This is a genomic window from Bacillus mesophilus, from assembly GCF_011008845.1.
Lineage (GTDB): Bacteria > Bacillota > Bacilli > Bacillales > SA4 > Bacillus_BS > Bacillus_BS mesophilus.
This window is the reverse complement of the sequence record NZ_JAAIWM010000001.1, coordinates 583,891-608,278: the sequence shown is the minus strand read 5'-3', so window position 1 is coordinate 608,278 and position 24,388 is coordinate 583,891. Positions and strand designations below refer to the sequence as shown.

The window sequence follows — 24,388 nt, the reverse complement described above, 5'->3', positions numbered from 1 at the left end:
GGTTTAAATGGAAAAAATAATTTTTTTTGATAAATTTTCAAAATGGGGGTTACAAATCCGGAAGACCTGTTATATAATAACTTAAGAAATAATAACCTGTTTTATAACAAGGAGGACTCATTAAAATGTCAAATGAAAGATTACAAGTTTTAAAGGAAAGCTGGGAGATGGATCAACGTTGGAAAGGTATCACTCGACCTTATAGTGCCGAGGATGTTCTGAAGTTGAGAGGCTCAATTGACATCGAGTATACTCTGGCAAGACGAGGATCTGCAAAGCTGTGGGATTTACTACACAGTGAGGACTATGTGAATTCACTTGGAGCTTTAACAGGAAACCAAGCTGTTCAACAGGTTAAGGCTGGCTTAAAGGCAATCTACTTGAGTGGATGGCAAGTCGCGGCTGATGCAAACTTATCAGGAAATATGTATCCTGATCAAAGTTTATATCCGGCTAACAGTGTCCCAGCTGTTGTTAAACGTATTAATCAAGCTTTGCAAAGAGCGGACCAAATTCAACATTTAGAGGGTAGTGGAGATACAGATTGGTTTGCACCTATTGTTGCGGATGCAGAAGCTGGTTTTGGAGGTCAGTTAAATGTATTTGAGTTGATGAAGGGAATGATTGAGGCTGGTGCAGCTGCAGTCCACTTTGAAGATCAGCTTTCATCTGAGAAGAAATGCGGACATTTAGGTGGAAAAGTTCTTTTACCAACTCAAACAGCTGTCAAAAATTTAATATCTGCTAGATTAGCTGCAGACGTTATGGGAGTACCTACTGTTTTATTGGCAAGAACAGATGCAAATGCGGCTGACTTAATTACAAGTGATATCGATCCTTACGATCATCAGTTTATTACAGGGGACCGGACGGAGGAAGGCTTCTATCGAACAACAGCTGGTTTAGATCAAGCGATTGCAAGAGGTTTAGCATATGCACCTTATGCTGATCTAATCTGGTGTGAAACTGCAGAACCAAGTCTGGAAGAAGCAAAGGCTTTTGCAGATGCAATCCATAAGGAATTTCCAGGAAAGTTACTAGCATACAACTGCTCTCCTTCCTTTAACTGGAAGAAGAAATTAGACGATGACACCATTGAAAGATTTCAACAGGAGTTAGGTAAGATGGGCTATAAATTCCAGTTTGTAACACTTGCTGGATTTCATGCACTCAACCATTCGATGTTTGAGTTGGCTAGAGGATATAAGCAGAGAGGAATGGGGGCATATTCAGAGCTTCAGCAAGCAGAATTTGCTAGTGAGCAGTATGGATACACAGCAACAAGACATCAAAGAGAAGTTGGTACTGGTTATTTTGATGAAGTTGCCCAGGTTATTTCAGGAGGTACCTCCTCCACAACTGCTTTAAAAGGTTCAACAGAGGAAGAGCAGTTCACTAGATAACTAGATAAAGAAGAAGAAACCATGTATATTGCTTGGTTTCTTCTTTCATATTATGAAGCTCTTTAGCATTCATAAGAAGGGTGTATCGCCTACCCAAAGGATAGAAAATGAGAGCATTACCTTTTCATTCGATTCATAGAAAATAAATAACATACTGTGCTTCCGAGCAATAAAATGGACCCGTAAAATAGGCTTGCTATATAAGGTGACTGACTTTGGGTAATAGGATCCCCTTCAAACTGTAACTGTTGAATCGATCTCTTGGTTTGCCCGATTCGAAGCAGCTGTTGACTAGTTTGTGTAATGAAATCAGAGGAAAGCATTTCAGAAGTCAAATTCATGTCACCAATAAATGTGCCCACTTGGTCATATAGCTCAATTTTTACCCCTTTTCCTTGTAACTGCTGTGACGATAATTCTTTTCTGCTCGAAGGCTCTAAAGCTTGCGGATGAATATGGTAAGTAGGTACTAGTTGATAGATGGAAAGTACTTCATTTAATAATGGAAATAGCTCATGCTTTTGTTCAGTCGTGAGCGTTATAGGTTCTTCAACTGGTTGTGTTTCATTTATTTGTTTATTCACTTCCATTAGTTTTTCATATAGAGATTGTTGTTCTAAGGAAGTCACATGCTGATATAACCTTGAAACCTCATCATCAGACAACCCAATATAAGAAAAGAAGTTTGCTAATCCAGCCAAATCCTCAGCATGTTCAATGTAGTAGGAAACTGCTTTGTTAAGGTCTTCAATAAAAGTATATTCCTCAACTTGTTCTCCCACTTGGTGTAATAGCTCGTCCAAGTCTTGCTGAGTAAGTTTATAGTTGTCCAACAAAGTTTTTATGTTCGTTTCATTTATTAGTGTGCCATCCTCTTCACGTAATTCTTCTTCTTTCTGGACATCCTCAAAGATTAAATGAAGAAAACTTAAATACTCTTCTAAATCATCCTGTGTCCTGCCGAGTTGACTTAAATACGTTTCCATCTCTTGATCAAATACTGCTGCTTGGGTAAATACCGGAATCATTAATATGGTTGAAAGTATGAATACACATGCTGTTGTTTTCAAGACATATTTTCTCCATTCCATGTAATAGGTTCCTTGGTAGTATTTGTAGAATGAAGAAAATCATGTATGGAAATCATGACAGCTTTAATGATTCTTCTCGTTTTCCCACCTTTTTTGCAAGCTGTTTGAGACTTTCATTAATATAGTTTTTATCTAATGCCAGAAGGGCCTCACTGTTAATTCCTTCGACAATATATTGTGCAAACGTCCAAACCTCATTTTTGATATCCTGATCATTTTTAGAAGCAATTAAAGTTAGGGACTGAATAATTGAGGCTAAGATTGAGATATCATCCTTTCCGTAATGCCGAATCTGATAAAAGGCTTTATATAAGTACTCAGCAAAGTTTGGCTGATCCATAATAATCCTCAGACTTCTGTCATCATCATTCATAAATGGTTTGGGTAAATGTTTAGATGCTATCGCTGCTAATATTTTTCCGATTTGCGAGATGCAATTAATCGCAGTATTAGGGTCATTTAGTGCGGGAGAAACCGCTCTTAATGCGATTTCAACAAGCTTGGTAAGCCCAAACTCAATATCTTGAAAGGTTGTCCTTTCTAATCCTATAGACATAAAGCGCATATAATCATTGTTGATAGCTTTGTCCTCCATTTTCCATATGGATAGAAGGGGAGTATCAAGATCAACAAACTCGCCAACCCTCATTTCAATTCGAACAATTGTGTTATCAAGCTTTGCTTGATGTAGTAATTGTTTTGTGTCAATGGTTTGAAGATAACCGGAATGTGAAGGGTACACGTCGATAGGCTTTCTTTGTAAAATCTCCGCATATTCCCAATCCTCCCATGGTGCATCAGGGTGTACATCTTTTTTATCAATAAAGTGTTTTTTTACAATCTCTAAAGCATTTGTCGTGATATCAAATATTAAGTTACTCACTTGAATCCACTTTGAGACATGATGGATGAAAAACACAAAGAAAATAAGACATACTAGAGCGTATATAACAGCTAATGTTGGCATGATGAAAAGCTGGTGAACCTCTGTTTCTCTTGTTAATAAGAGAAGAATAACGCTGTAAATAAATCCTCCAACAAATATCCCAAGAACACGTTGAGTAGGGGGATCTGTAATAAAGTTTTGAAGAGTTCTAGGAGAAAACTGAGATAAAAAAGTTGTAAGTACAATCATAATGGAGGAGAACGTGATAGTGGTCATGGTTAACAGGGCTGTTGCAATCGAGCTTAATACGGTAAGTGCCAAGTCAATATCGGCTAAAAATATGATAGGAATATGTTTGTAAAGGTGCGGATGATGAGCGATATAATTATCCAAATAGTAGCTTACTACTGCTAAAATCATGGACGTTGTTCCATAAATGAAGGGAATTAACCAGATGCTACCTCGAACCAAAAGCCAAATCTTCTTAAAATTCATAATTTCCCACCAAATTCCAGTTTTTTTCATGTACAATAAAAGCGAACACATTGTTTAGGTTTCACAGGAAGATGGATTTTATTAAAAAATTTGTAAAAGAATAGGAACTTTTCAATTTTTCATTCGTATTACATAGGGAGCGGGGGTGATCTAAATGCTAGAGTTTTATTGGGGATGTTTAATTACAGGTATTATTTTTACTTTATTAACGGTTATTTTTGATGACTTTCTTGGAAATATGATGGAAGGAATTCTTGACGCCCTAACATTTGATTTACCTGGTTTCTTTAATACAACGGTATTGATGAGTGCGTTAACGACATTAGGTGGGGCTGGTATTTTATTTACTTTATATACTTCTCTTTCTCACGTCGTTATTTTTCTACTATCACTCTGTTCGGCTTTTTTATTGAGCACATTTTTTTACTTTCTCTATGTAAAACCGATGGAACGTGCAGAAAGCTCTACAGGCTTTTCGGTTAAGGATTTTATTGGAATGGTTGGTGAAGTAACAATCCCAATACCTAAAGAAGGGTACGGTGAAATCGTCCTCTCAATAGCGGGGGCATCTTCTAATCAAATCGCTGCTAGCTTTGATGAAGAAGAGATTCCATCAGGTTCAAAAGCTCTAGTTATTGAAGTCAGAGAAGGCACATTGTTAGTGTCACCTTATGAACAAATTTAAAAAGGGGTGTATTATTGAATGTTTGAAGCATATTTAGTTATTCCAATTTTAGTAATTGGCGTGTTTCTAGTGTTAGGTATTGCTTTTTGGGCCCGTTATAAAACGGTTAGCTCTGATGAAGCAATGATTGTAACTGGTTCCTTCTTAGGCACCAAAAATGTTTTATCAGATGATTCAGGTAGAAAAATCAAAATTGTTAGAGGTGGAGGAGCATTTATTCTACCCATTTTTCAGCAGGCAGAATTCATTTCCTTACTATCTCATAAATTAGATGTTACGACTCCAGAAGTATATACAGAGCAGGGTGTTCCTGTAATGGCAGATGGTGTGGCCATTATTAAAATTGGTGGATCTGTAGAAGAAATTGCTACAGCTGCTGAGCAATTCCTAGGAAAGCCTATTGAAGATTTAAGAAGTGAGGCCCAAGAGGTATTAGAAGGACATTTAAGAGCTATCTTAGGTTCAATGACGGTAGAGGAGGTTTATCGAAACCGTGACCGTTTCGCTCAAGAGGTACAAGGAAGTGCAGCGAAGGACTTAAAGAAAATGGGTCTTCAAATTGTTTCCTTCACGATTAAGGATGTACGAGATAAGCATGGTTATTTAGATGCACTAGGACGTCCGAGAATTGCAGCAGTTAAGCGTGATGCTGAAATTGCGGAAGCAGAGGCAATTAGAGATTCGAGAATTAAAAAGGCGGTTGCAGAAGAAGAAGGACAGCGAGCTGAATTGTTACGGGATACGGCTATTGCTGAGGCTTCAAAGGATAATCAATTAAAAGTGGCAGCCTATAAACGCGAGCAGGATACAGCTAAAGCTGAAGCGGACCAAGCCTATAAAATTGCAGAGGCACGTTCACAGCAGCAGGCTGTTGAGGAGAGCATGAAGGTTGAGATTGTTCGTAAAGAGCGTGAAATTGATCTTCAGGATAAAGAAATATTACGTCGTGAAAAGCAGTATGATGCAGAGGTTAAGAAAAAGGCAGAAGCGGATCGTTTCTCAGTGGAACAAGCAGCAGAGGCCGAAAAGACTAAGAAAATGCGTGAAGCAGATGCGATTAAATATAAGATTGAAGCTGAGGCTAAAGCATCAGCTGAAGCAGAACGTGCACAAGGTAGTGCAAGAGCAGAAGTTATTCGTCTACAAGGTTTAGCCGAAGCAGAAGCAAAAGAAAAGCTGGCTGAAGCTTATAAGAACTATGGAGAAGCAGCAATCCTTGATATCTTAGCTAAGATGCTACCGGAGTTAGCTGAAAAGATAGCACAGCCACTTGGGAACATCGACAAGATTACAGTGGTAGATACTGGTAATGGTGAGGGCGCAAATCGTATAAGTAATTATGTTACACAATTGATGGCAACAGCGCCTGAAATGGTTAAGGATGTATCCGGATTAGATTTAATTGATATTATTAACAATATTACGAAAAAGCCACCGGGGAATGAGAAATCACAAACTTCCCTTTTACCACCAAAAACAAATGAATAATATAACAAAGTAAAAGCCATGCAAAATGCATGGCTTTTGCTTTGATAATTCTTTATAAAATCTTAAATAATATCATTTGTGAATAACCAAGCCTGGTGTTTAGTAATCCAACTCCAGCACCCAGCCCCTCGATGGAAAAAGAAACTTCCCTTTTTCCTAGGTCGAATAACCCTTGGACAAATAAAAGGAAAACCGCCTTTTCTTTGTCCAAGGAACATTTGCTTGTCGGAGGGCCTGTAGGATGCAGGTTAGGCAGGTGTTGCAACAGGACGTTGCGCACTTAGCCTGTCATCATTTGTCAGGGCGCTTACGCTTTTTGTTTCCTATCCGTCCATTAGTTGCTTGTACTCTTTTGATAGCCTTTGAAAGGACGAGTAGTCACGCTGATCGAGAGCATGGTCAATGTCTACAATAAGTTTTTTCACTCTAGCTTTGATTAATATTTCATCTAAGAGCATTTGAACATAAAGGTTAACATTGTCTGTTTGTTGTTTATTTATTTTAGCTCTGCCGTTATGGATATCAGAATATGAAGGTTTCTCTTTCATAACTGTCATCTCCCAATGGTCTCTACTAGAGACTCAGAATTTTTATATATTCCCTGTTTAGATTTGGTGGGATATTATATGTATTCTTTGTTTTATCAGAATATTCATTTTATTTATAAAACATGAAATATAATGAATAAAAATAAGGTTGCTCGGATAATATGTGCCTAATAGGGAACCATAATAGGGGAGGTGTTTCATAGATGAAGGAAAGATACCCAGGTGTTGGAAAAGAAAATGAAATTCCATTAGGTACTCCATTAAATCCTCAAATGACAGTTACGTCAGCCTTTGATCACTTTAGTGGATCTAATATGGGAGATTCTGTTGATGAGCATATCTCAGTCGAAGAAGGTAATGAATACCTTGCTGAAAAAGAAATCATGCAAGTGTATAATAACTCATAAATTTAAAAAGTGATTTTCTCGTGTGGGAGAAAATCACTTTTTTTAGTTCTCTCTTAGCAGAAGTTTACAAGCTATCCAATCAATTGCTAATAAACATTGTCGACTTCAATAACTCTAAAAAAACAATAAACATTTAGAAAAGAGTTCTACAGGCAAGCCTAAAAGAAAAATATTTAGAATTTTTTGATATAACACTTTAACTTTGGGGAATTTTGTCTTATTATGTAATCAAGACGTGAAAGGAGTTAAAAAATGAACAAAAGAATTTTAACTGAATATGAGATTAGTCCGTACACAATGGCGATTCTGCCAGAGGTAACAGAGAAGGGTATTCATTCATTAGTAAAGGAAATGGATGGTGAATATCTTGTTAAAATGAAGCCCATTGATATTATCGACCGTAGTTGTCGCTTTTTTGGAAGCAGCTTAAAAGGTAGGCGTGAAGGTACTAAAGACATTATGGGAATTACCCATAAAGCCCCTATAGTAATTGATCCTACGAATTACATTTATTTCTTCCCCACATTATCTCCAAACCGCCAGCAATGCTCATGGATTTCCCACTCTTTTGTGCAAAGTATTCAATCCACCCATTATGATGAAACTTTATTAACTTTTTCAAATAGAGAAGAGGTTGTGATACCTATCTCCAAAGGGTCATTAGAAAACCAGCTTTATCGCACGGCACAACTAAAGACAACTTTATCTAGTAGAATTTCTCCTGATCATAGAAAAATGTCCTTTTTAACATCCAGCCCATTTCATCGTAGCGAAGTACGCTAGTCCTACGCTCTTGTTTGTAATAAATACTTTTCCATTATGGATTGGACATTATTTCTGATCCTTGGGTTAAAGTAATTGTGATGCTCTTCATATCCTTTGTACACGAATAGAAAAGAGGTGAAAGTTTCATCACGAGTTAGTTGCTGAGCTTTCATCTTTTTTTTCTTCATTTCATGCTTTAGAATGCCTAAATCACGTTGAATATGATTCATTGACTCTTCGATACAACGAATATATGGCTGTTTTAGTTTAAATGGTGCTTTTTCGATAATTGATAAATCACGCTGAAACACAGTCAGCGCCATAGGAAGAAAGAGAGACTGTTCAAGAATGGATCGATCATCTTCGGGTATACGTGTCATACATTACTCACCTCTTATCAGAACGAGTGTTCGTGTTTTTATCATAAATAATTCGGAGGGAAAATGCAAGTGTAAAATAAATTATGATAAGAAGGATATTTATAGATAGCATCGAAATTAACAACATCAGAGTAGAAAAGGATGTGGCAAATTCATTATGAGCGAAAAAAGAGGAATTCAATCAACAGATCTGTATAAACTGAAATCAGTTAACAATCCATTGTTTTCTCCAAACGGTGAGCAATTTGTATTTGTTCAAACAGAAACAAATAAAGAAGACACGAAGTACTATTCTCATCTGTTTGTAGGGTCTCAGAATGGAGAAGAAATTCGCCAATTTACATATGGAAAAGTTAGAGACACACAGCCATCCTGGTCTCCTGATGGGCAAACTATTGCATTTCTTTCAAATAGAGCCGAGAAGAATGAACTATTCGTGATGAATGTTAACGGGGGAGAACCTCGCCAGCTAACAAAGTCAGCTAATGGTATCAATTCGTTTAGTTGGTCGCCTGATGGAAAGAGCCTCCTGATTTCACTGTCGTTAGGAGAAGGAGACCTAGAGATAAAAGACGAGAAAAAGGTTGAGAAGAAAGAGTTAGAGCCGCTTGTAGTAGAGAAGTTATTTTATAAATCAGATGCTAGTGGCTTTTTTAATCATAAGTATACTCAAGTGGGATTAGTAGATCTTCAAACAGGTGAACTTAAAATCTTAACAGATGGAAAGTATCACTATTCAATTGGCGCAGTCTCACCTGATGGTTCACAAATCGCCATTTTCTCCAATCCTTCTGATGAAGCAGATTATGAACTAGTCTCAGATCTTTATGTATATAGTCTAGAGGACCGAACACTTGAGAAGATTACAAATGGCGGAAGCTTTAGTCAAGCTAGTTGGTCACCTAATGGAGAGATTCTTTCTTTTATTGGTCATGAATTGGAATTTAAATCAGCTACCTTATCAAGAATTTGGTTATATAGTGTTCAAACAAAGGAAATTACTTGTTTAACAAAAGAGTGGGACGTTCAGGTTGGGGATGTTGCGATTGGGGACTTCCACTCTGGGAGTGCTGCTAGAGGCTTAGTATGGACTGAAGACAGTCAGGGCTTTTACTTCTTAGCGAGTGATCATGGAAGCACCGCTGTTTATTATGGGAATGTTGAGGGCTTAGTGTATTCAGTTATTTTGGAAGATCAACATGTGTATTCATTTACTGTTGATGTTCGTACGCACCGAGCTATTGTGGGTGTTAGCACTCCAACACTCCCGGGTGATTTATTTTTGATTGATTTAAATACAGGTGTAAAAAAGCAGCTAACCTTTGTTAATGATGAGTTTTTAGAGGGAATCGAACTAGCATCTGCAGAGGCGATTACCTTTAAAGCTGAAGATGGCTGGGATATACACGGATGGTTAATGAAACCGGTTGGTTTTCAAGAAGGATCAAAGGTTCCACTTGTGGTCGAAATTCATGGTGGACCACATGCTATGTACGCCAATACGTATTTTCATGAATTCCAGGTGCTAGCGGCAAAGGGCTATGCAGTGTTGTTCACTAATCCAAGAGGTAGTGATGGATATGGGCAAACCTTTGTAGATGCAGTACGAGGAGATTATGGCGGTAAAGACTATTTAGATATCATGTCTGCTGTTGATTACGTTTTAACTCGATATGATTTTATTGATGAAACGAGACTTGGTGTGACAGGCGGAAGCTATGGTGGATTTATGACAAACTGGATAGTTGGTCATACGAATCGTTTCAAAGCTGCGGTTACTCAACGTAGTATCTGTAACTGGATTAGCTTTTATGGTGTTAGTGATATTGGATACTTTTTTGCAGAGTGGGAAGTTTTAAGGGGAGATTCTTTTAACTACGATCGTTTATGGGACGCTTCTCCACTAAAGTATGCTAGTAATATTAAAACACCATTACTAATTTTGCATGGTGAAAAGGATTATCGTTGTCCAGTGGAACAGGCTGAACAGCTTTATATCACCCTAAAACATCAAAGGAAAGCGACAAAGCTTGTTCGTTTCCCAGAGTCGAATCACGAATTATCAAGAAGTGGAAACCCAAATTTGCGAATTCATCGCCTTGATCATATTGCACGCTGGTTTGATGAATATTTATAAAAAGTAGGAAGATGCGTAGGTAGGAGGAATTAGCCATATTGTAAATGTAAAAAACGATATGGCTACTTTTTACATATACATCTTCTATTCTTTTTGTTTTCTGACATTTTTGTGTACAATAAGAATAGTCTTATATTGAAGCTTTATTACATTCTTCTAGGAGTTTTTATAATGGAAATGGACTCGTTGCAGCAATTTTGGTCATTCATCCAAGATGTAGTTACCTTAAACAACATACAAGAATTGATGGAGGAATATCGTGATTTAGGGCCTTTACCTGGTATTTTCCTTCCCATGCTAGAAGCAATCCTCCCATTTTTACCATTGTTTGCATTTGTTGTTGCAAATGCAGCAGCATTCGGGCTTTGGTTAGGGTTTCTTTATTCTTGGATCGGAACAAGTCTGGGATCTATCATTGTATTTCTAGTTATTCGAAAGCTGGGGCAAAAACGTTTTTTTCAATTTTTAAGTAGAAACAAGCAGGTGGAAAAACTTACGGGATGGGTAGAACGTCATGGCTTTGGTCCACTTTTTCTGCTAATTTGTTTTCCGTTTTCTCCTTCTGCAGTGATCAATGTAGTAGCGGGCTTATCACGTGTGAGTATTCCACAATTTATTTTAGCTGTTTTATCAGGAAAAATGGTCATGGTCTTTATCATTAGTTTTATCGGATACGATATTAAATCACTAATCGAACAACCGATTCGTACAGCGATCGTAGCACTCATTATCTTTATTTTATGGTTTGCGGGGAAAAGAGTTGAAATATATCTAAATAAGAAAGAGAGAATTCATGGAAGGGAGTAGGAGAACTTCATGATACAGCTTCCAACTATACGGGGTCTAGGAATCATTCGGCCCATTGTAATCGGTATTATAATAGCCTTTATATTACGATTGTTTTTCTTCTCTAGCTATATTGTAGAGGGTAGCTCAATGACACCTACTCTACATGACGGGAATTTAGTCGTGATTAACAAACTAAGCTATCAATTTGATGAACTGAAAAGGTTTGATGTTATTGTATTTCATGCGAATCAGCAGGACGATTATGTGAAAAGAGTCATTGGTCTACCGGGAGATCGAATTTCATATGAAGACGGAAAACTATACGTGAATGGTAGTCTGATAGAGGAAACTTTCTTAGAGAAAACAGGTGGAGATTTTTCTTATTACAAGGAAATCAGTGATTTTACATTACAAGACATTACAGGTGAAGAAACTGTTCCGCCAGGGATGATTTTTGTTATTGGGGATAATCGACTAGGTAGTTATGATAGCCGCCACTTTGGTTTTATTGAAGTTGATCAGGTGGTTGGAAAGGTAAACTTGAGATATTATCCATTTCAACACATAGATATTTCTTTCTAGACCCGTATTAGGGTTTTTTCTTATGCCTGAAAAACACTATAACAAGTCCCCTATTAATATGCTAAAATAGAAATAAAATCCAATTTCTTATAGGGTGTGATTATGTGTCTTCCTCTTTTATACTTCAAACTAAGTTAACTCCTCCTAGCATCAAAGATGACATTTTACGAAGACCCTCCTTAACTAAAAAATTACAATCTATATTTAATTCTCCATTAACCATTGTTCAATCTGGTCCCGGCTATGGAAAAAGCACAGCCATTGCAACATTTTTAGCAGATTCTAAAAAGACTTACTGTTGGTATAGTTTATCAAGTTATGAAGATGAACTCATTCCTTTTTTGACTTATTTTATTTCAGCTATAAGGATTCAGTATCCAAGCTTTGGTGAAGAGCTCATTCAGTATTTAAATAAGATTAATCGTTATGCTCGAGATGAAGAGATTCGTAGCTTCAGTGCAATGCTAGTAAATGAGATGATGGGAGTTGATCGTCAGATTGTACTGATTATCGATGATTTCCATCTTGTTCAGCATTCTAGTCAAATTGAGGATTGGATCCTTTGGTTCTTAGAGAACATGCCGTCCAATCTTAGGCTCGTATTCCTTAGTAGAACTAGACCGCAATGGACGATTATAAGTAATTTAAAGCTAAAGGGAGCTTTGCTTGAAATAAACGAAAATGATTTAGTTTTTTCGATGGAGGATATAGAAGCCTGGTTCACTGACGTATACAGCTTAGATTTTTCAGAAAGTGAAATTGCTCAAATCTATCAACTTACTGAAGGGTGGATTATCGCATTACAGATGGTGATCCAACAATTAAGTCATCATCGTGACCTTTCTAAGCTTTTACAGAATAAATATGGATCTATGGAAGATTTATTTCAATTTTTGGCAATGGAAGTGCTAGTGAAGCAGCCACCAATGGTCCAGCAATTTCTTGAGCAAACCTGTATTTTTGAGGAGTTAACACCCTCGATATGTGACGATGTTCTAGGTATTTCCGGTTCAAAAGAAATGTTAGATCTACTACTTCAGAAGAATCTATTCCTTCAGCTTATAGGGCAAGGACAGTATCGTTATCATGCCTTGTTTAAAGAGTTCCTAGAACAGCAGCTTATTTTACAAAAGTCAAAGTATACCCAATTGCATAAACGGGCTGCCCAGTATTATCGCAAACAAAATCTACTAGAATTAGCAATTTACCATCTAGAGCAAATAGAACAATATGAAGAGATTGCTTTTTTGCTGAATGAATATGGAGAAACGCTTATTCAGAATGGGAAACTTGATAGCCTGCTAGAGCGACTGCAAAGAATTTCTAATGACCAGAAGCAGGTGTTTTATCGTCTCCACTTCCTTCAAGGAGAAGTATTAAGATATCAATGCCTATATAGGGAGGCAGAAGTCCATTATCAGCAATCTGCCCTTTTAGCTAATCAAGCTGGCGATGTTAAAGGAGAAGCTCAGGCTCTACAAGGTCAAGCATATATCTACTTAGACACTATTTCACCAGGGAAAGCGGACCGACTTCTTCAACGATCAATTGATATTATGGAGAAAAATGAAAACGTTTTATCAAAGGATAAAGCAAAGGTTTACTTATTAATGGCTGAAAACCTTATTAATGCAGGTCAAGCAAAAAAAGCTGAAAAATGGTTTCAAAAAGCATTGGATAATTATCAATTAGAAGATGTGGGTAACCTTGAATCACGTTTAAAACTAAGAACGGGAAATTTATTTGAAGCGAAAAGAATCTTACAAAGTAGTAAAAACTTTGGCTTACATACCAATGATCACCTTGAGCATGCTCATTTGCAGCAATCACATCGTGAGCCTACCTTATTATTATCGTTAATCGAGTGTTTCCTAGGTAAGCCAGAACAAGCAAAAGAGCTCGCCGAGACAGGTATTCAAGAAGGGATTCGTTACAAAGCCCCATTCGTTGAAGCCTGTGGCTGGATTCGAATGGGGCATGCGGTCCAATTAATAGATAGATATGATCTTTCGCTTGCCAAGAAGTGCTATGATACGGCACTTGAAATGATGGATGATTTACGTGTACCAAGAGGTAAGGCTGAACCACTAATGGGACTGTGTATGTTGTATGGAAGAGACGGTGCATTTGAGAAGGCAATGGAGTTTGGCAAGAAGGCCCTGATTGAAACAGACCAAGTTAATGACTTATGGCTATCGGCCTGTATTCAGCTTTGTATCTCAGTTACCTGTCTTCATGCAGAAAGATTTAAAGATGCCGAAGAGTGGTTAAACAGAGCACATGATCAGTTTAATTTTTGTGGTGATCAATATGGAACCTGTCTGACATTTCTTTGGAAGTCGTTTCTATATTTTCAATTAGAAAAAGAAACAAAATTTCAGGAGTCCTTTACGAGCTTCCTGAATTATGTTCAAATCGGGAGCTATGAGTTTATTTTCTCAAGTCGAACAACATTTGGTCCAAAGGATCTTCAATCTATTACGCCACTTTTAATAGAGGCTCAGGCAAAAGGAATTCAACGTCAATATGTGACGACGTTATTAAACGAACTTGGGTATCATGATGTTGAAAGTCACCCTGGCTACACGCTAAGGATCCAATCACTTGGACGGTTTAGAGTATGGATTGGCGACAAAGAAGTTAGAGAACGTGACTGGCAACGTGTTAAAGCCAGAGAGCTGTTCGAGCTTTTCATCACAAAAAGGCATAGCTATTTGCAAAAGGAAACCATTTTTTCTCTCGTGTGGCCGGACACTGAGGAAAAAGCTGCTATTCGTGATTTCAAGGTGGCATTTAATGCGTTACATACGGCAATTGAGCCTAATCGTAAGGCCAGAACTAACCCATTCTTCTTTAATCGAGATGGCCAATCTTATGGGTTAAACCCAAAAGCTAGTATTTATTTAGATGCAGACGAATTCGAGCGGTGGGTTAGAGCAGGACTAAAGGAGAAAGACAATGAAAAGGCACTGAGCTTTTTAACAAAAGGGCTCGAGTTATATGATGGAGACTATCTACCAGAACGCCGTTACGAGGACTGGTGTATTTCTGAAAGAGAAAGACTATTAGTCTATTACTTACGCGGAGCAGAAAAAATGGCCCAGCTCTCTGTTCAAACCTCCAACTATGAGGAAGCGATTCATTGGTGTGAAAACATCCTTACTAAAGACCGGACATGGGAAGAAGCATACAGATTGATTATGTTTTGCTTTTACCAAAAAAACAACCGTCCACAGGCCATAAAGTGGTATAAAAAATGCTGTGAATGTCTTCAGGATGAACTAGGAGTGGAGCCTATGGAGCCTACTAAACAAATGTTTGAGATGATTACCAAAATGAATTAATACATGCTGCAGAGCCTAGGCCCTCGAGGTCAAATAACCCTAAACAAATAAAAGGGAAAGGTCGCCCTTTTCTTTATTTAGGAACATTTGCTTGTCGGAGGCCTGCAGGATGCAGGTCAGACAGGCGTTGCAACAGGACGTTGCGCACTTAGCCTGTCATCCTTTGGAGGACTTCCGCTTTTCGGGTTGTCTAGCTTCAGTCCCCAGCCCCTCGAGGTTAAATAACCTGAAGAGAAGAAAATGGAAGAGCACCATTTTATTCTCTTCAGAACATTTACTTGTCAGGGCTAACCGGGGACTTCAGCTTTTCTGTTTGTAACTCATTTGTAACTACTACCTAATAAAGTAATGATAACGTTTCCAAACGTAATGGAGATGTAACGAAAAGGGGGAAATTATATATGGGTAAAAAGAAATTGCATGGTTTATTTGCACTAATGCTAGCATTTCTTCTTGTTTTATCTGCATGTAGTGGAGGTAGTACTGGAACGTCTTCTAATGAAGGAAGCGGATCAGAAGGTAACTCCGGTGGGGAAGAAACAGTTGAAAAGGAAACTATTAAAATTGGTGTACTTGCTTCAATGACAGGTGCGCTTGAAGCATATGGTAAACAAACGGTAAACGGATTCGAACTTGGCTTAGATTATGCTACTGATGGAACAGGCGAAATCAATGGTCAGAAGATCGAATTTATTGTTGAAGATACTGAGACTAAACCAGAGGTAGCAATCCAAAAGGCTACTAAACTATTAGAAGAGGATGAAGTTGACTTCTTAGTTGGTTCATCTAGCTCTGGAGATACATTAGCAGTTCTTCCTTTAGCAGAAGAATATGAAACGGTAATGGTAGTAGAGCCAGCGGTTGCTGATAGTATTACAGGTTCTGAATGGAACAAATATGTATTTAGAACAGCTCGTAACTCTTCACAGGATGCAGTAGCTGGAGCAGCTGCTATCGCTGATAAAGGTGTAAAGATCGCAACTCTTGCTCCGGATTCATCTTTTGGTCAAGACGGGATTGCAGCATTTACTGAAGCGGCTAAAGAACTTGGAGCTGAAATTGTACATGAGGAATTTGCAGATCCAGCTGCAACCGACTTCACGTCTAATATTCAAAAAATCATTGAAGCAAAGCCTGATTATTTATTTGTAGTTTGGGCAGGAGCTAACTCTCCATGGAACCAAATTTCAGATATGAAAGTACAAGAAAAAGGAATTAAAATTTCAACAGGTGCACCTGATATCGCAGCCCTTTCTACTATGAATGCGTTAGTTGGTATGGAAGGATTCACGGTTTACTATCATACTTTACCTCAAAACGATATTAACAATTGGTTAGTTGAGGAACATAAAAAGCGTTTCAATGGTGCCGTACCTGATCTATTCACTCCAGGTGGAATGAGTGCAGCACTTGCAATTGTTGAAGCAATTAAGCAGACAGACGGTAATACAGAAGCAGATGCTTTAATTTCTGCTATGGAAGGAATGAGCTTCGAAACGCCAAAAGGAAAAATGACGTTTAGAGCAGAAGATCATCAAGCACTACAAACTCTATATGCCGTAAAGCTTCAAAAGGTAGATGGAGTGGATTATCCAGTTCCAGTTCTAATTCGTGAGCTTTCTCCAGAAGAAACTGCTCCACCTGTTCGTAATAAGTAAGAAAATCGGTGAGGAACTTTTGGTGTAATGACCATAAGTTCCTTTTCACTCTAAATAGGTAGGTGACCAAGTTTGGAAAAAATTATCGAGACTAAGGATTTAACCATTTCGTTTGGAGGACATGTTGCGGTGGATGGAGTGAATTTTTCAGTTCCGGCCAATCATTTTAAATCAATTATCGGTCCAAATGGTGCAGGTAAAACGACCTTCTTTAATTTATTGAGCGGTCAGTTAACACCAACAAAAGGTGAAGTATTTTTCAAAGGAGAAAATATAACAAAACTATCTCCTACTCAAAGAGCAAGAAGAGGGATTGGACGTTCTTTTCAAATCACAAACGTATTCCCAAATTTAACGGTTCTTGAAAATGTTAGACTAGCCGTCCAGTCAAAAAAGGGTGTCCTTTATAACTTTTTTTCCCATTTTCAATCTATTAAAGGACTTGAAGAGGAAGCATTTGAATTACTTAAGAAAGTGTTACTTGAAAAGAAGGCGCAATCTCTAGCAAAAAATCTTGCACATGGTGAGAAACGAAAACTAGAAATAGCTATGCTTTTAGCACTAGATACTGAAATTATTCTTCTAGATGAACCAACAGCAGGAATGTCTTTAGAGGAAGTACCAACGATCCTTGATGTGATTCGTCAAATTAAGGAAGAGAGCTCGAAAACCATTATTTTGATAGAGCACAAAATGGATATGATTATGGATCTGTCTGATTCCGTTACTGTTTTATTTAACGGCGGATTATTAGCAGATGGTTCTCCACAGGAAATTATGGAAAATGAAACTGTGCAAAAAGCTTATTTGGGGGGCTTACACGATGCTTCTTAAGGTTGAAAATATTGAGACGTATATTGAACAGTACCATATCCTCCAAGGGATTTCTTTTGAGGCAAGGAAGGGAGAAGTAACCGTCTTATTAGGTAGAAATGGTGCTGGTAAGACGACTACTTTAAGGTCCATTATGGGACTTAATCCAGCTTCTAAAGGGAAAATTCTTTTTAATAATCAAGAAATTCAAACATTACCAACCTATGAAATTGCAAAGCGTGGAATCGGGTATGTACCGGAAAATCAAGGGATCTTTAGTGGCTTAACCGTTGAGGAAAATATGAAAGTAGCCATGCAAAATAATAATAAAGAGACCATGGATAAGCTTGAATGGATTTTAACTCTTTTCCCAGACTTAAAGAAGTTTTGGAAAAAAGCTGGTGGGACATTGAGTGGTGGTCAGAAGCAGATGCTTTCCATGGCAAGAGCGTTTATTGGAAACAATGAATTATTACTGATTGATGAACCAAGTAAAGGATTAGCTCCCATTGTAGTGGAGGGAGTTATGAATGCTATTCAAGAATTGAAAAAGGAAGCAACGATTATTCTTGTCGAACAAAATTTTATGATGGCAAGTACAATTGGAGACTATTTTTATATCGTAGATGATGGAAGAACGGTATTAGACGGAGAGATGTCTTTATTAAAAGAAGATAAGATGCTACGTCAAAAATATTTAGGAATTGCCTAAAGGTAGAGAGGAGGCCAAAATATGGATGTATTATTAAACTTGGCGATTAATGGTTTAGCTACGGGCATGTTAATTTTCTTATTAGCAGCTGGGCTTACCTTAATTTTTGGATTAATGGATGTACTGAACTTTGCTCATGGTGGTCTATTTGCATGGGGAGCTTATGCTGGGGCATGGTCATATGGAATCACCGGGAATTTTTTAGTAGGAATTGTTAGTGGAATTATTGTTGGATTAATTTTAGGGTTGTTGATGGAAAGATTTATTATTCAGCCTGTTTATGGAAATCATGTTCAGCAAATTTTAATTACATTAGGAGTCATGCTTGTATTAAGTGAACTATTAAAAGTTGTATGGGGACCTAACCAATTAAGCTCAACAACACCTGAATGGTTATCAGGGAGCTGGGAGTGGGGCGGAGTCATTTTAATTAAATATCGACTCTTCATTATTTTAGTAGGAGCGTTAGTATTTTTAGGAATTCACTTGTTATTAACTAGAACAAAGCTTGGTTTAATTGTTCGTGCTGGAGTTATGGATAAGGAAATGGTTCAAGCTCTTGGTGTTAATATTAAGCGAGTATTTATGATTGTGTTTATGCTTGGATCGGCAATGGCCGCTTTAGGAGGCGTATTACTAGGACCATATTCTGGCGTTATTTATGCAGAGATGGGCTTAGAGTTTGGAATCCTTGCCTTTATCGTTGTTGTTATCGGGGGAATGGGTAATATAACAGGGTCTGTCTTAGCAGCCATTTTAGTTGGTTTGTCTGGCTCGTTTATGGCTTATTACGTTCCTGAGCTTTCTTTAGCGGTGAATATGATGTTAATGGTAATTGTACTGATTTTTAGACCACAGGGACTTTTCCAAATGAAGGGGTGAGAGCAATGAATTTAGTACAAAATAGTTTGCGAAAACCAGCCTTCTATTATAGTTTGGTTGGAATTTTCTTAATCCTATTTCCGTTTATAAATGATGAAAGACAATTACTTATGTTATTCACACAAATCTTTATTTTTGCTGTATTAGCAATGAGCTATGATCTCTTGCTTGGCTTTACTGGGATTGTCTCATTTGGTCATGCAATGTTCTTCGGAATTGGTGCGTATTCGACTGCAGTCATATTGGACCGTATGGATGCAACATATCTATCACTAGTGACTGGGATTATCGTTGGTATCATTATTGCAGCCATTGTTAGTTTAATAGTAGGGGTTCTATCTTTAAGGCTAAAGAGTCACTTCTACGCAATGCTTACATTAGCGTTTGCCGGATTGTTCTTAGTTGCTGCTCAAAAGTGGAGATCGGTAACTGGAGGAAATGATGGGTTTACGTTTAGCATACCGGATGCATTAAAGGAACGTGAAGTTTTATACTTCACGACACTTTTACTAATGATACTTGTATTTTTTGGATTAAAACGATTTACAAACTCACCTGTTGGGAAGGTACTACAGGCAATTAGAGAAAATGAATCGAGAACGGAGTCATTAGGCTACAAAATACTTCATTACAAGGTGTTTGCAAGTATTGTAGCTGGGATTGTGGCTAGTATATCAGGCTCTTTTTATGTGCTTACACTAAGGTTTGTAAATACATCTGTTTTTACAATGGATATTACACTAGATGCCTTACTGATGACTATTATTGGTGGAGTAGGAACCTTAGTTGGAGCGATCATTGGTGCTGGACTCATAGAATGGGCACACCACTGGTTAACTGATTTATCAAAGGTTCATTGGATTTTTGAAAGATGGATTATCTTCTTTGGAATTATTTACATTTTAGCAGTTATGTTTTTCCCAAAAGGAATTGTTGGTACGTTGAGGGAATGGTTTTTAAATCGAAAGAAGCCAGAAAAGGTTACTCATTCTGAACAAAAAGTTGATGTAACTAGGTAGGCGTGGATGATGGAGGATATACAGCAAATCACTTCATTTGTCATTCGGTGTAATTGTATTGAGGTTCAAGAGGTAACGGGTAAGAAGCTTTGGCGAATTAAAATCAAGCATGTTCAAGGAGAAGAGGAAATATCAGTTCAAAATCTTGAGGATATGCTGATGTACATGAAGCGGGTTTTAGGGGAGTGAGTCTTATGGAGACGATTGGTATTAGAAGCATAGGGGTGTATTTACCTAAGTCAGTCATGACAAGCGACGAGCTAGCTGTAAGATCTGGTATACCAAAGAAAGTTGTTGAGGAAAAACTGGGAATCAAACAAAAACCAATCCCAGGACCAGATGATCATACTTGTCATATGGGTGTTTTAGCAGCTAGGCAGGCAATTGAGAGAGCAGGAATTGACCCACTGGAAATCGATTTAATCATTTATATTGGTGAAGAACATAAGGAGTATCCACTTTGGACAGCTGGGATCAAGTTACAGCAGGAGGTTGGTGCTTTAAACGCATGGGCTTATGATGTTGCATTAAGATGCAGCACAACAGTGATGGCGTTAAAGGTCGCAAAAGATATGATGATTGCTGATTCATCGATTAATACAGTTTTATTAGCTGGTGGTTATCGTAATGTGGATTTTATAGATTATGAGAATCCTAGAACTCGGTTTATGTATAATTTATCAGCTGGCGGTGGGGCAATGATCCTACAAAAAGGCTATGAGAGTAATGCCTTATTAGAAAGTCATATTATGACTGATGGAAGCTTTTCAGAGGATGTAGTCGTTGTTGCGGGAGGTACAAAAGAACCTATTTCAGTTGAGGCCATTCAAGCAAAACGAAACCAATTAGATGTCATTGATCCTGAAGGTATGAAACAACGTCTAGAAGAAAAGTCGATGCAAAATTTCTTAAAGGTAATTCGAAAGTCTCTAGAAAAAAGCAACGCTACTGAAAAGGATATTGACTACATTGGAATACTCCATATGAAGAGATCAGCTCATGATTATGTGCTAAGAGAATTAGGATTAACTGAGGATCAATCTATCTATCTAGAAGACTACGGTCATATGGGACAGTTCGACCAAATCCTTTCACTAGAACTCGCCGAGCGACAAGGAAAAATTAAAAACGGAGATCTCATCGTATTAGTCAGCGCTGGCATAGGCTACGCATGGGGAGCTACAACCATTCGTTGGGGAAATTCAAACTAACCACAATATAAACAAACTTAATATCTTATAAACTTTAATACGTTAACGCATTGGGGGCCTGGCCCCCGGTGCGTTAATGTGATAAAGCTTTAAAAAATGAAAAAAATCCACCCATTTAGGAGGAATATAGGCATGAGTATCCAATTAAACACTATAAAGCTATCTAATAATGAAACATATGGTTATAGAGTTCGCGAAGGTGGGGAGAGGTTACTCCTTCTAATTCATGGAAATATGACTTCTTCTAAGCATTGGGACATTTTTATGGAAGCGCTATCTTATGAATATAAGGTGATTGCCCTTGATTTGAGAGGGTTCGGGCTTTCTTCTTACCAAACGCCGATTTCGAGTATTAAGGATTTTTCTGATGATGTTAAGTTATTTGTTGATGAGCTAGAGTTAAAGGATTTCACTTTAATGGGGTGGTCAACGGGTGGAGCTGTCGCCATGCAATTTGAAATAGATTATCCGGGCTTGGCTACCGAACTAATTCTCCTTGCCTCCGCATCTACGAGAGGCTATCCGTTTTACGGGGTGAATGAGCAGGGGCAAATTGACTTAACAAAACGTTATCAGTCCCTTGATGAGATTAAACAAGATCCGGTTCGATCAATTCCGATTCAACATGCGTATGATCATAAGAATCGTGAGTTTCTTAAAGCAGTCTGGAATGCAGTGATCTATAATGTAAACCAACCACCTGCAGAAAAGTATGAGGAATATGTGGACGATATGCTTACGCAACGAAATTTAGTTGATGTTTATCACGCCTTAAACACATTTAATATTAGCAGCACTCATAATGGGCTTGGCGATGGAACTGGATTAGTCACCCGTATTGCAATACCTACTCTAGTACTAAGTGGAGATCGTGATTTAGTTGTATCTAAAGCAATGAATGATGAAATTATTGCTGACCTTAATAATGAGATCGTAACAGCCAAGGTATTGAAAAACTGTGGGCATTCAGCACCAATTGATGATTTAGAACAGCTGACTGAAGCTGTTACAACCTTTTTAAATATGAAAGTGGAGGAAGCACAATGAGATTAGAAAACAAAGTAGCGATCATAACGGGAGCTGCAAATGGAATTGGCTTAGAAGCAGCAAAATTATTTGCAAATGAAGGAGCACGTGTAGTTCTAGCAGATTATGACGAAGCAGCAGGATCAAAAGAAGCAGAACAACTTCGGGCAGAAGGCAAAGATGTATTATTTGTACAAGTAAATGTTGCTGACCGAGAGAGCGTCGACCTTATGGTTAGCAAGACTATTGAAGCGTATGGTCGCATAGATATTTTAATAAACAATGCTGGTATTACAAGAGATGGAATGCTGACTAAACTTTCAACTGAGGACTTCCAGCGTGTACTTGATGTGAATTTAACAGGTGTTTTCCAATGTACACAAGCAGTCGTTCCTCATATGATTGAACAGGGTAGCGGTAAAATTGTTGTGACTTCATCAGTTTCTGGAGTATATGGTAATGTTGGCCAAACCAACTACGCAGCAACAAAAGCAGGAGTAATAGGTATGGTGAAAACATGGGCAAAGGAACTTGGCAGAAAAGGTATTAATGTAAATGCCGTGGCACCAGGTTTCACAGAAACGAATATGGTCGCAGCGGTACCTGATAAAGTAATTCAGCAAATGCTAGCAATGGTACCTTTACAAAGATTAGGAAAGCCAGAAGACATTGCAAAAGCCTATCTTTACTTATCATCAAGTGACTCCGACTATGTAACTGGAACAGTCCTAAACGTTGATGGCGGAATCATGATGTAAGTTTATAAACTTTAATCCATTAACGTGGTGGGGGCCAGGCCCCCATCACGTTAATGCGATAAAGCTAAGCTTAAAATACATAGGTAGTAACGAAATGGGGGATTGGATATGAGAAATGTTGTGATTACTTCGGCGGTTAGGTCTCCGATTGGGGATTTTGGTGGGGTGTTCAAGGATTTACTTCCAACAGATTTAATGGTACCTGTTTTAAAGGAAGCTGTAGCAAGAAGCGGACTAGGAACAAGTGATGTGAATGAAGTGATTTTAGGTCATTGTATTCAACGTACAGATGAACCTAATACGGCTAGAACTGCTGCTTTATTAGCTGGACTGTCTGATGAAACTACTGGCTATACGATTCAGCGTCAGTGTGCTTCTGGTATGCAGGCGATTATCTCTGCTGCCCTTCAAATCCAAACGGGTCTATCTGATATAGTAGTTGCTGGTGGTGTGGAAGTTATGAGTTCTAGTCCATACGTTTTAAAGCAGCAGCGATGGGGGTCTCGTCTTCAACATAGTCAGGTGACGGATACAGTGTGGGAAATTCTTGAAGACCCTATTCATAAGATTATGATGGGAGAGACAGCAGAAAACCTTGCTGATCTTCACCAAATTACAAGAGAAGAGCAGGATGAAGTGGCATTTCTTAGTCACCAAAGAGCTGCCCATGCCATTGAAAGTGGTTACTTTGACAGTCAAATCGTTCCAATCACGATTAAAACTAGAAAAGGTGAACATGTTATCTCTAAAGATGAACACCCACGTCCGGAGCTAACTAGAGAGGATTTGGCTAAGTTGAAGACAGTTTTCCGTAAAGATGGAACTGTAACTGCTGGTAATGCCTCTGGTTTAAATGACGGTGCGTCTGCACTTGTTTTGATGGATGAAGAAACGGCTATAGCTAAAGGGTTAAAGCCGTTAGCACGCATTGTAGGATTCCAGGTTTCTGGTGTTGATCCAAAGGTGATGGGAAGAGGTCCAGTTCCTGCTGTTCAAAGAGGATTAGAACGTGTAGGCTGGTCGATTCAGGATGCTGAATTAATCGAAGTAAATGAAGCTTTTGCCGCACAATATATTGCGGTAGAAAAAGAGTTAGGCTTAAATCGTGAGATTGTGAACGTAAACGGAAGCGGAATTAGTCTAGGACATCCTGTTGGGTGCACTGGTGCTAGAATCGTAACGAGCCTTGTTCATGAACTTCAGCGCAGAGAGCTTACAAAAGGAATTGCTTCCTTATGTGTTGGTGGCGGCATGGGTGCAGCTGTATTTTTAGAAAGAGTCTAATTCGTCTTAAAACGAACCTAATAAA

At 38.2% G+C, this 24,388-nt stretch carries 23 protein-coding genes; 19 read left to right on the top strand and 4 right to left on the bottom strand.

The window, feature by feature from the left end; genetic code table 11:
• The first annotated feature begins 125 nt into the window (after positions 1-125).
• Positions 126-1,403 carry an isocitrate lyase gene (gene aceA, locus G4D63_RS03080; protein WP_163177573.1) on the top strand — a complete coding sequence of 426 codons (1,278 nt, stop codon included), beginning with the start codon at positions 126-128 and terminating at the stop codon, positions 1,401-1,403.
• Between the two features lie 116 nt (positions 1,404-1,519).
• Here aceA and G4D63_RS03075 read toward each other — a convergent pair whose 3' ends face one another.
• Positions 1,520-2,473, bottom strand: a complete 954-nt coding sequence (locus tag G4D63_RS03075) for a processed acidic surface protein (protein WP_163177571.1) — start codon at positions 2,471-2,473, stop codon at positions 1,520-1,522.
• A 73-nt stretch (positions 2,474-2,546) separates the two neighbouring features.
• Positions 2,547-3,875 (bottom strand): DUF2254 domain-containing protein, encoded by a 1,329-nt coding sequence (locus G4D63_RS03070; RefSeq protein ID WP_163177569.1) that lies wholly within the window; start codon positions 3,873-3,875, stop codon positions 2,547-2,549.
• Between the two features lie 154 nt (positions 3,876-4,029).
• Between G4D63_RS03070 and G4D63_RS03065 the strand changes: the two genes are divergently transcribed.
• Positions 4,030-4,560, top strand: coding sequence for an NfeD family protein (locus G4D63_RS03065; protein ID WP_163177567.1), 531 nt, complete (start codon positions 4,030-4,032; stop codon positions 4,558-4,560).
• A gap of 18 nt (positions 4,561-4,578) precedes the next feature.
• Positions 4,579-6,048 carry a flotillin family protein gene (locus tag G4D63_RS03060; RefSeq protein WP_163177565.1) on the top strand — a complete coding sequence of 490 codons (1,470 nt, stop codon included), beginning with the start codon at positions 4,579-4,581 and terminating at the stop codon, positions 6,046-6,048.
• A gap of 323 nt (positions 6,049-6,371) precedes the next feature.
• Here G4D63_RS03060 and G4D63_RS03055 read toward each other — a convergent pair whose 3' ends face one another.
• Positions 6,372-6,596: an IDEAL domain-containing protein gene (locus G4D63_RS03055; RefSeq protein ID WP_163177563.1), complete on the bottom strand. Its 225-nt coding sequence runs from the start codon at positions 6,594-6,596 to the stop codon at positions 6,372-6,374.
• Positions 6,597-6,799: 203 nt separating this feature from the next.
• On the opposite strand from G4D63_RS03055, the gene G4D63_RS03050 reads away from it, so the two are divergent.
• Together G4D63_RS03050 and G4D63_RS03045 are read left to right on the top strand one after the other, a co-directional pair.
• On the top strand, positions 6,800-7,003 hold the full coding sequence (locus tag G4D63_RS03050) for a hypothetical protein (RefSeq protein WP_163177561.1): 204 nt from the start codon (positions 6,800-6,802) through the stop codon (positions 7,001-7,003).
• A 252-nt stretch (positions 7,004-7,255) separates the two neighbouring features.
• Positions 7,256-7,786, top strand: a complete 531-nt coding sequence (locus tag G4D63_RS03045; RefSeq protein ID WP_163177559.1) for a competence protein ComK — start codon at positions 7,256-7,258, stop codon at positions 7,784-7,786.
• Between the two features lie 2 nt (positions 7,787-7,788).
• On the opposite strand, the gene G4D63_RS03040 is transcribed toward G4D63_RS03045, so the two are convergent.
• A complete protein-coding gene (locus G4D63_RS03040) occupies positions 7,789-8,148 on the bottom strand; it encodes a YhjD family protein (protein ID WP_163177557.1) in 360 nt (119 codons plus the stop codon).
• Between the two features lie 157 nt (positions 8,149-8,305).
• Here G4D63_RS03040 and G4D63_RS03035 point away from each other — a divergent pair, with 157 nt between their 5' ends.
• From G4D63_RS03035 to G4D63_RS02970, 14 genes are all read left to right on the top strand, one after another.
• The gene (locus tag G4D63_RS03035) at positions 8,306-10,285 is read left to right on the top strand and encodes a S9 family peptidase (protein ID WP_163177555.1); all 1,980 of its coding nucleotides are present in this window, start codon (positions 8,306-8,308) and stop codon (positions 10,283-10,285) included.
• Positions 10,286-10,456: 171 nt separating this feature from the next.
• Positions 10,457-11,092 carry a TVP38/TMEM64 family protein gene (locus tag G4D63_RS03030; RefSeq protein ID WP_163177553.1) on the top strand — a complete coding sequence of 212 codons (636 nt, stop codon included), beginning with the start codon at positions 10,457-10,459 and terminating at the stop codon, positions 11,090-11,092.
• Between the two features lie 9 nt (positions 11,093-11,101).
• Positions 11,102-11,656, top strand: coding sequence for a signal peptidase I (gene lepB, locus G4D63_RS03025; protein WP_163177551.1), 555 nt, complete (start codon positions 11,102-11,104; stop codon positions 11,654-11,656).
• Positions 11,657-11,760: 104 nt separating this feature from the next.
• The gene (locus G4D63_RS22235) at positions 11,761-15,000 is read left to right on the top strand and encodes a winged helix-turn-helix domain-containing protein (RefSeq protein ID WP_163177548.1); all 3,240 of its coding nucleotides are present in this window, start codon (positions 11,761-11,763) and stop codon (positions 14,998-15,000) included.
• Between the two features lie 401 nt (positions 15,001-15,401).
• The gene (locus G4D63_RS03015) at positions 15,402-16,658 is read left to right on the top strand and encodes a substrate-binding domain-containing protein (RefSeq protein WP_163177546.1); all 1,257 of its coding nucleotides are present in this window, start codon (positions 15,402-15,404) and stop codon (positions 16,656-16,658) included.
• A 72-nt stretch (positions 16,659-16,730) separates the two neighbouring features.
• On the top strand, positions 16,731-17,492 hold the full coding sequence (locus G4D63_RS03010; RefSeq protein WP_163177544.1) for an ABC transporter ATP-binding protein: 762 nt from the start codon (positions 16,731-16,733) through the stop codon (positions 17,490-17,492).
• Positions 17,482-18,183, top strand: coding sequence for an ABC transporter ATP-binding protein (locus G4D63_RS03005; protein ID WP_163177542.1), 702 nt, complete (start codon positions 17,482-17,484; stop codon positions 18,181-18,183). Before G4D63_RS03010 ends, G4D63_RS03005 begins: the two co-directional genes overlap by 11 nt.
• A 21-nt stretch (positions 18,184-18,204) precedes the next feature.
• Complete coding sequence (locus G4D63_RS03000) at positions 18,205-19,065, top strand: branched-chain amino acid ABC transporter permease (RefSeq protein WP_163177540.1); 861 nt, start codon at positions 18,205-18,207, stop codon at positions 19,063-19,065.
• Between the two features lie 5 nt (positions 19,066-19,070).
• On the top strand, positions 19,071-20,084 hold the full coding sequence (locus tag G4D63_RS02995; RefSeq protein ID WP_163177538.1) for a branched-chain amino acid ABC transporter permease: 1,014 nt from the start codon (positions 19,071-19,073) through the stop codon (positions 20,082-20,084).
• A gap of 6 nt (positions 20,085-20,090) precedes the next feature.
• The gene (locus G4D63_RS02990) at positions 20,091-20,273 is read left to right on the top strand and encodes a hypothetical protein (protein WP_163177536.1); all 183 of its coding nucleotides are present in this window, start codon (positions 20,091-20,093) and stop codon (positions 20,271-20,273) included.
• A 5-nt stretch (positions 20,274-20,278) separates the two neighbouring features.
• Positions 20,279-21,295: a 3-oxoacyl-ACP synthase gene (locus tag G4D63_RS02985; RefSeq protein ID WP_163177534.1), complete on the top strand. Its 1,017-nt coding sequence runs from the start codon at positions 20,279-20,281 to the stop codon at positions 21,293-21,295.
• Between the two features lie 132 nt (positions 21,296-21,427).
• Positions 21,428-22,342: an intracellular short-chain-length polyhydroxyalkanoate depolymerase gene (gene phaZ, locus G4D63_RS02980; RefSeq protein ID WP_163177532.1), complete on the top strand. Its 915-nt coding sequence runs from the start codon at positions 21,428-21,430 to the stop codon at positions 22,340-22,342.
• Positions 22,339-23,079, top strand: coding sequence for a 3-oxoacyl-ACP reductase FabG (gene fabG / locus G4D63_RS02975; protein WP_163177530.1), 741 nt, complete (start codon positions 22,339-22,341; stop codon positions 23,077-23,079). Before phaZ ends, fabG begins: the two co-directional genes overlap by 4 nt.
• Before the next feature lie 108 nt (positions 23,080-23,187).
• The gene (locus G4D63_RS02970) at positions 23,188-24,363 is read left to right on the top strand and encodes a thiolase family protein (protein WP_163177528.1); all 1,176 of its coding nucleotides are present in this window, start codon (positions 23,188-23,190) and stop codon (positions 24,361-24,363) included.
• The last annotated feature ends 25 nt before the right edge of the window (positions 24,364-24,388 follow it).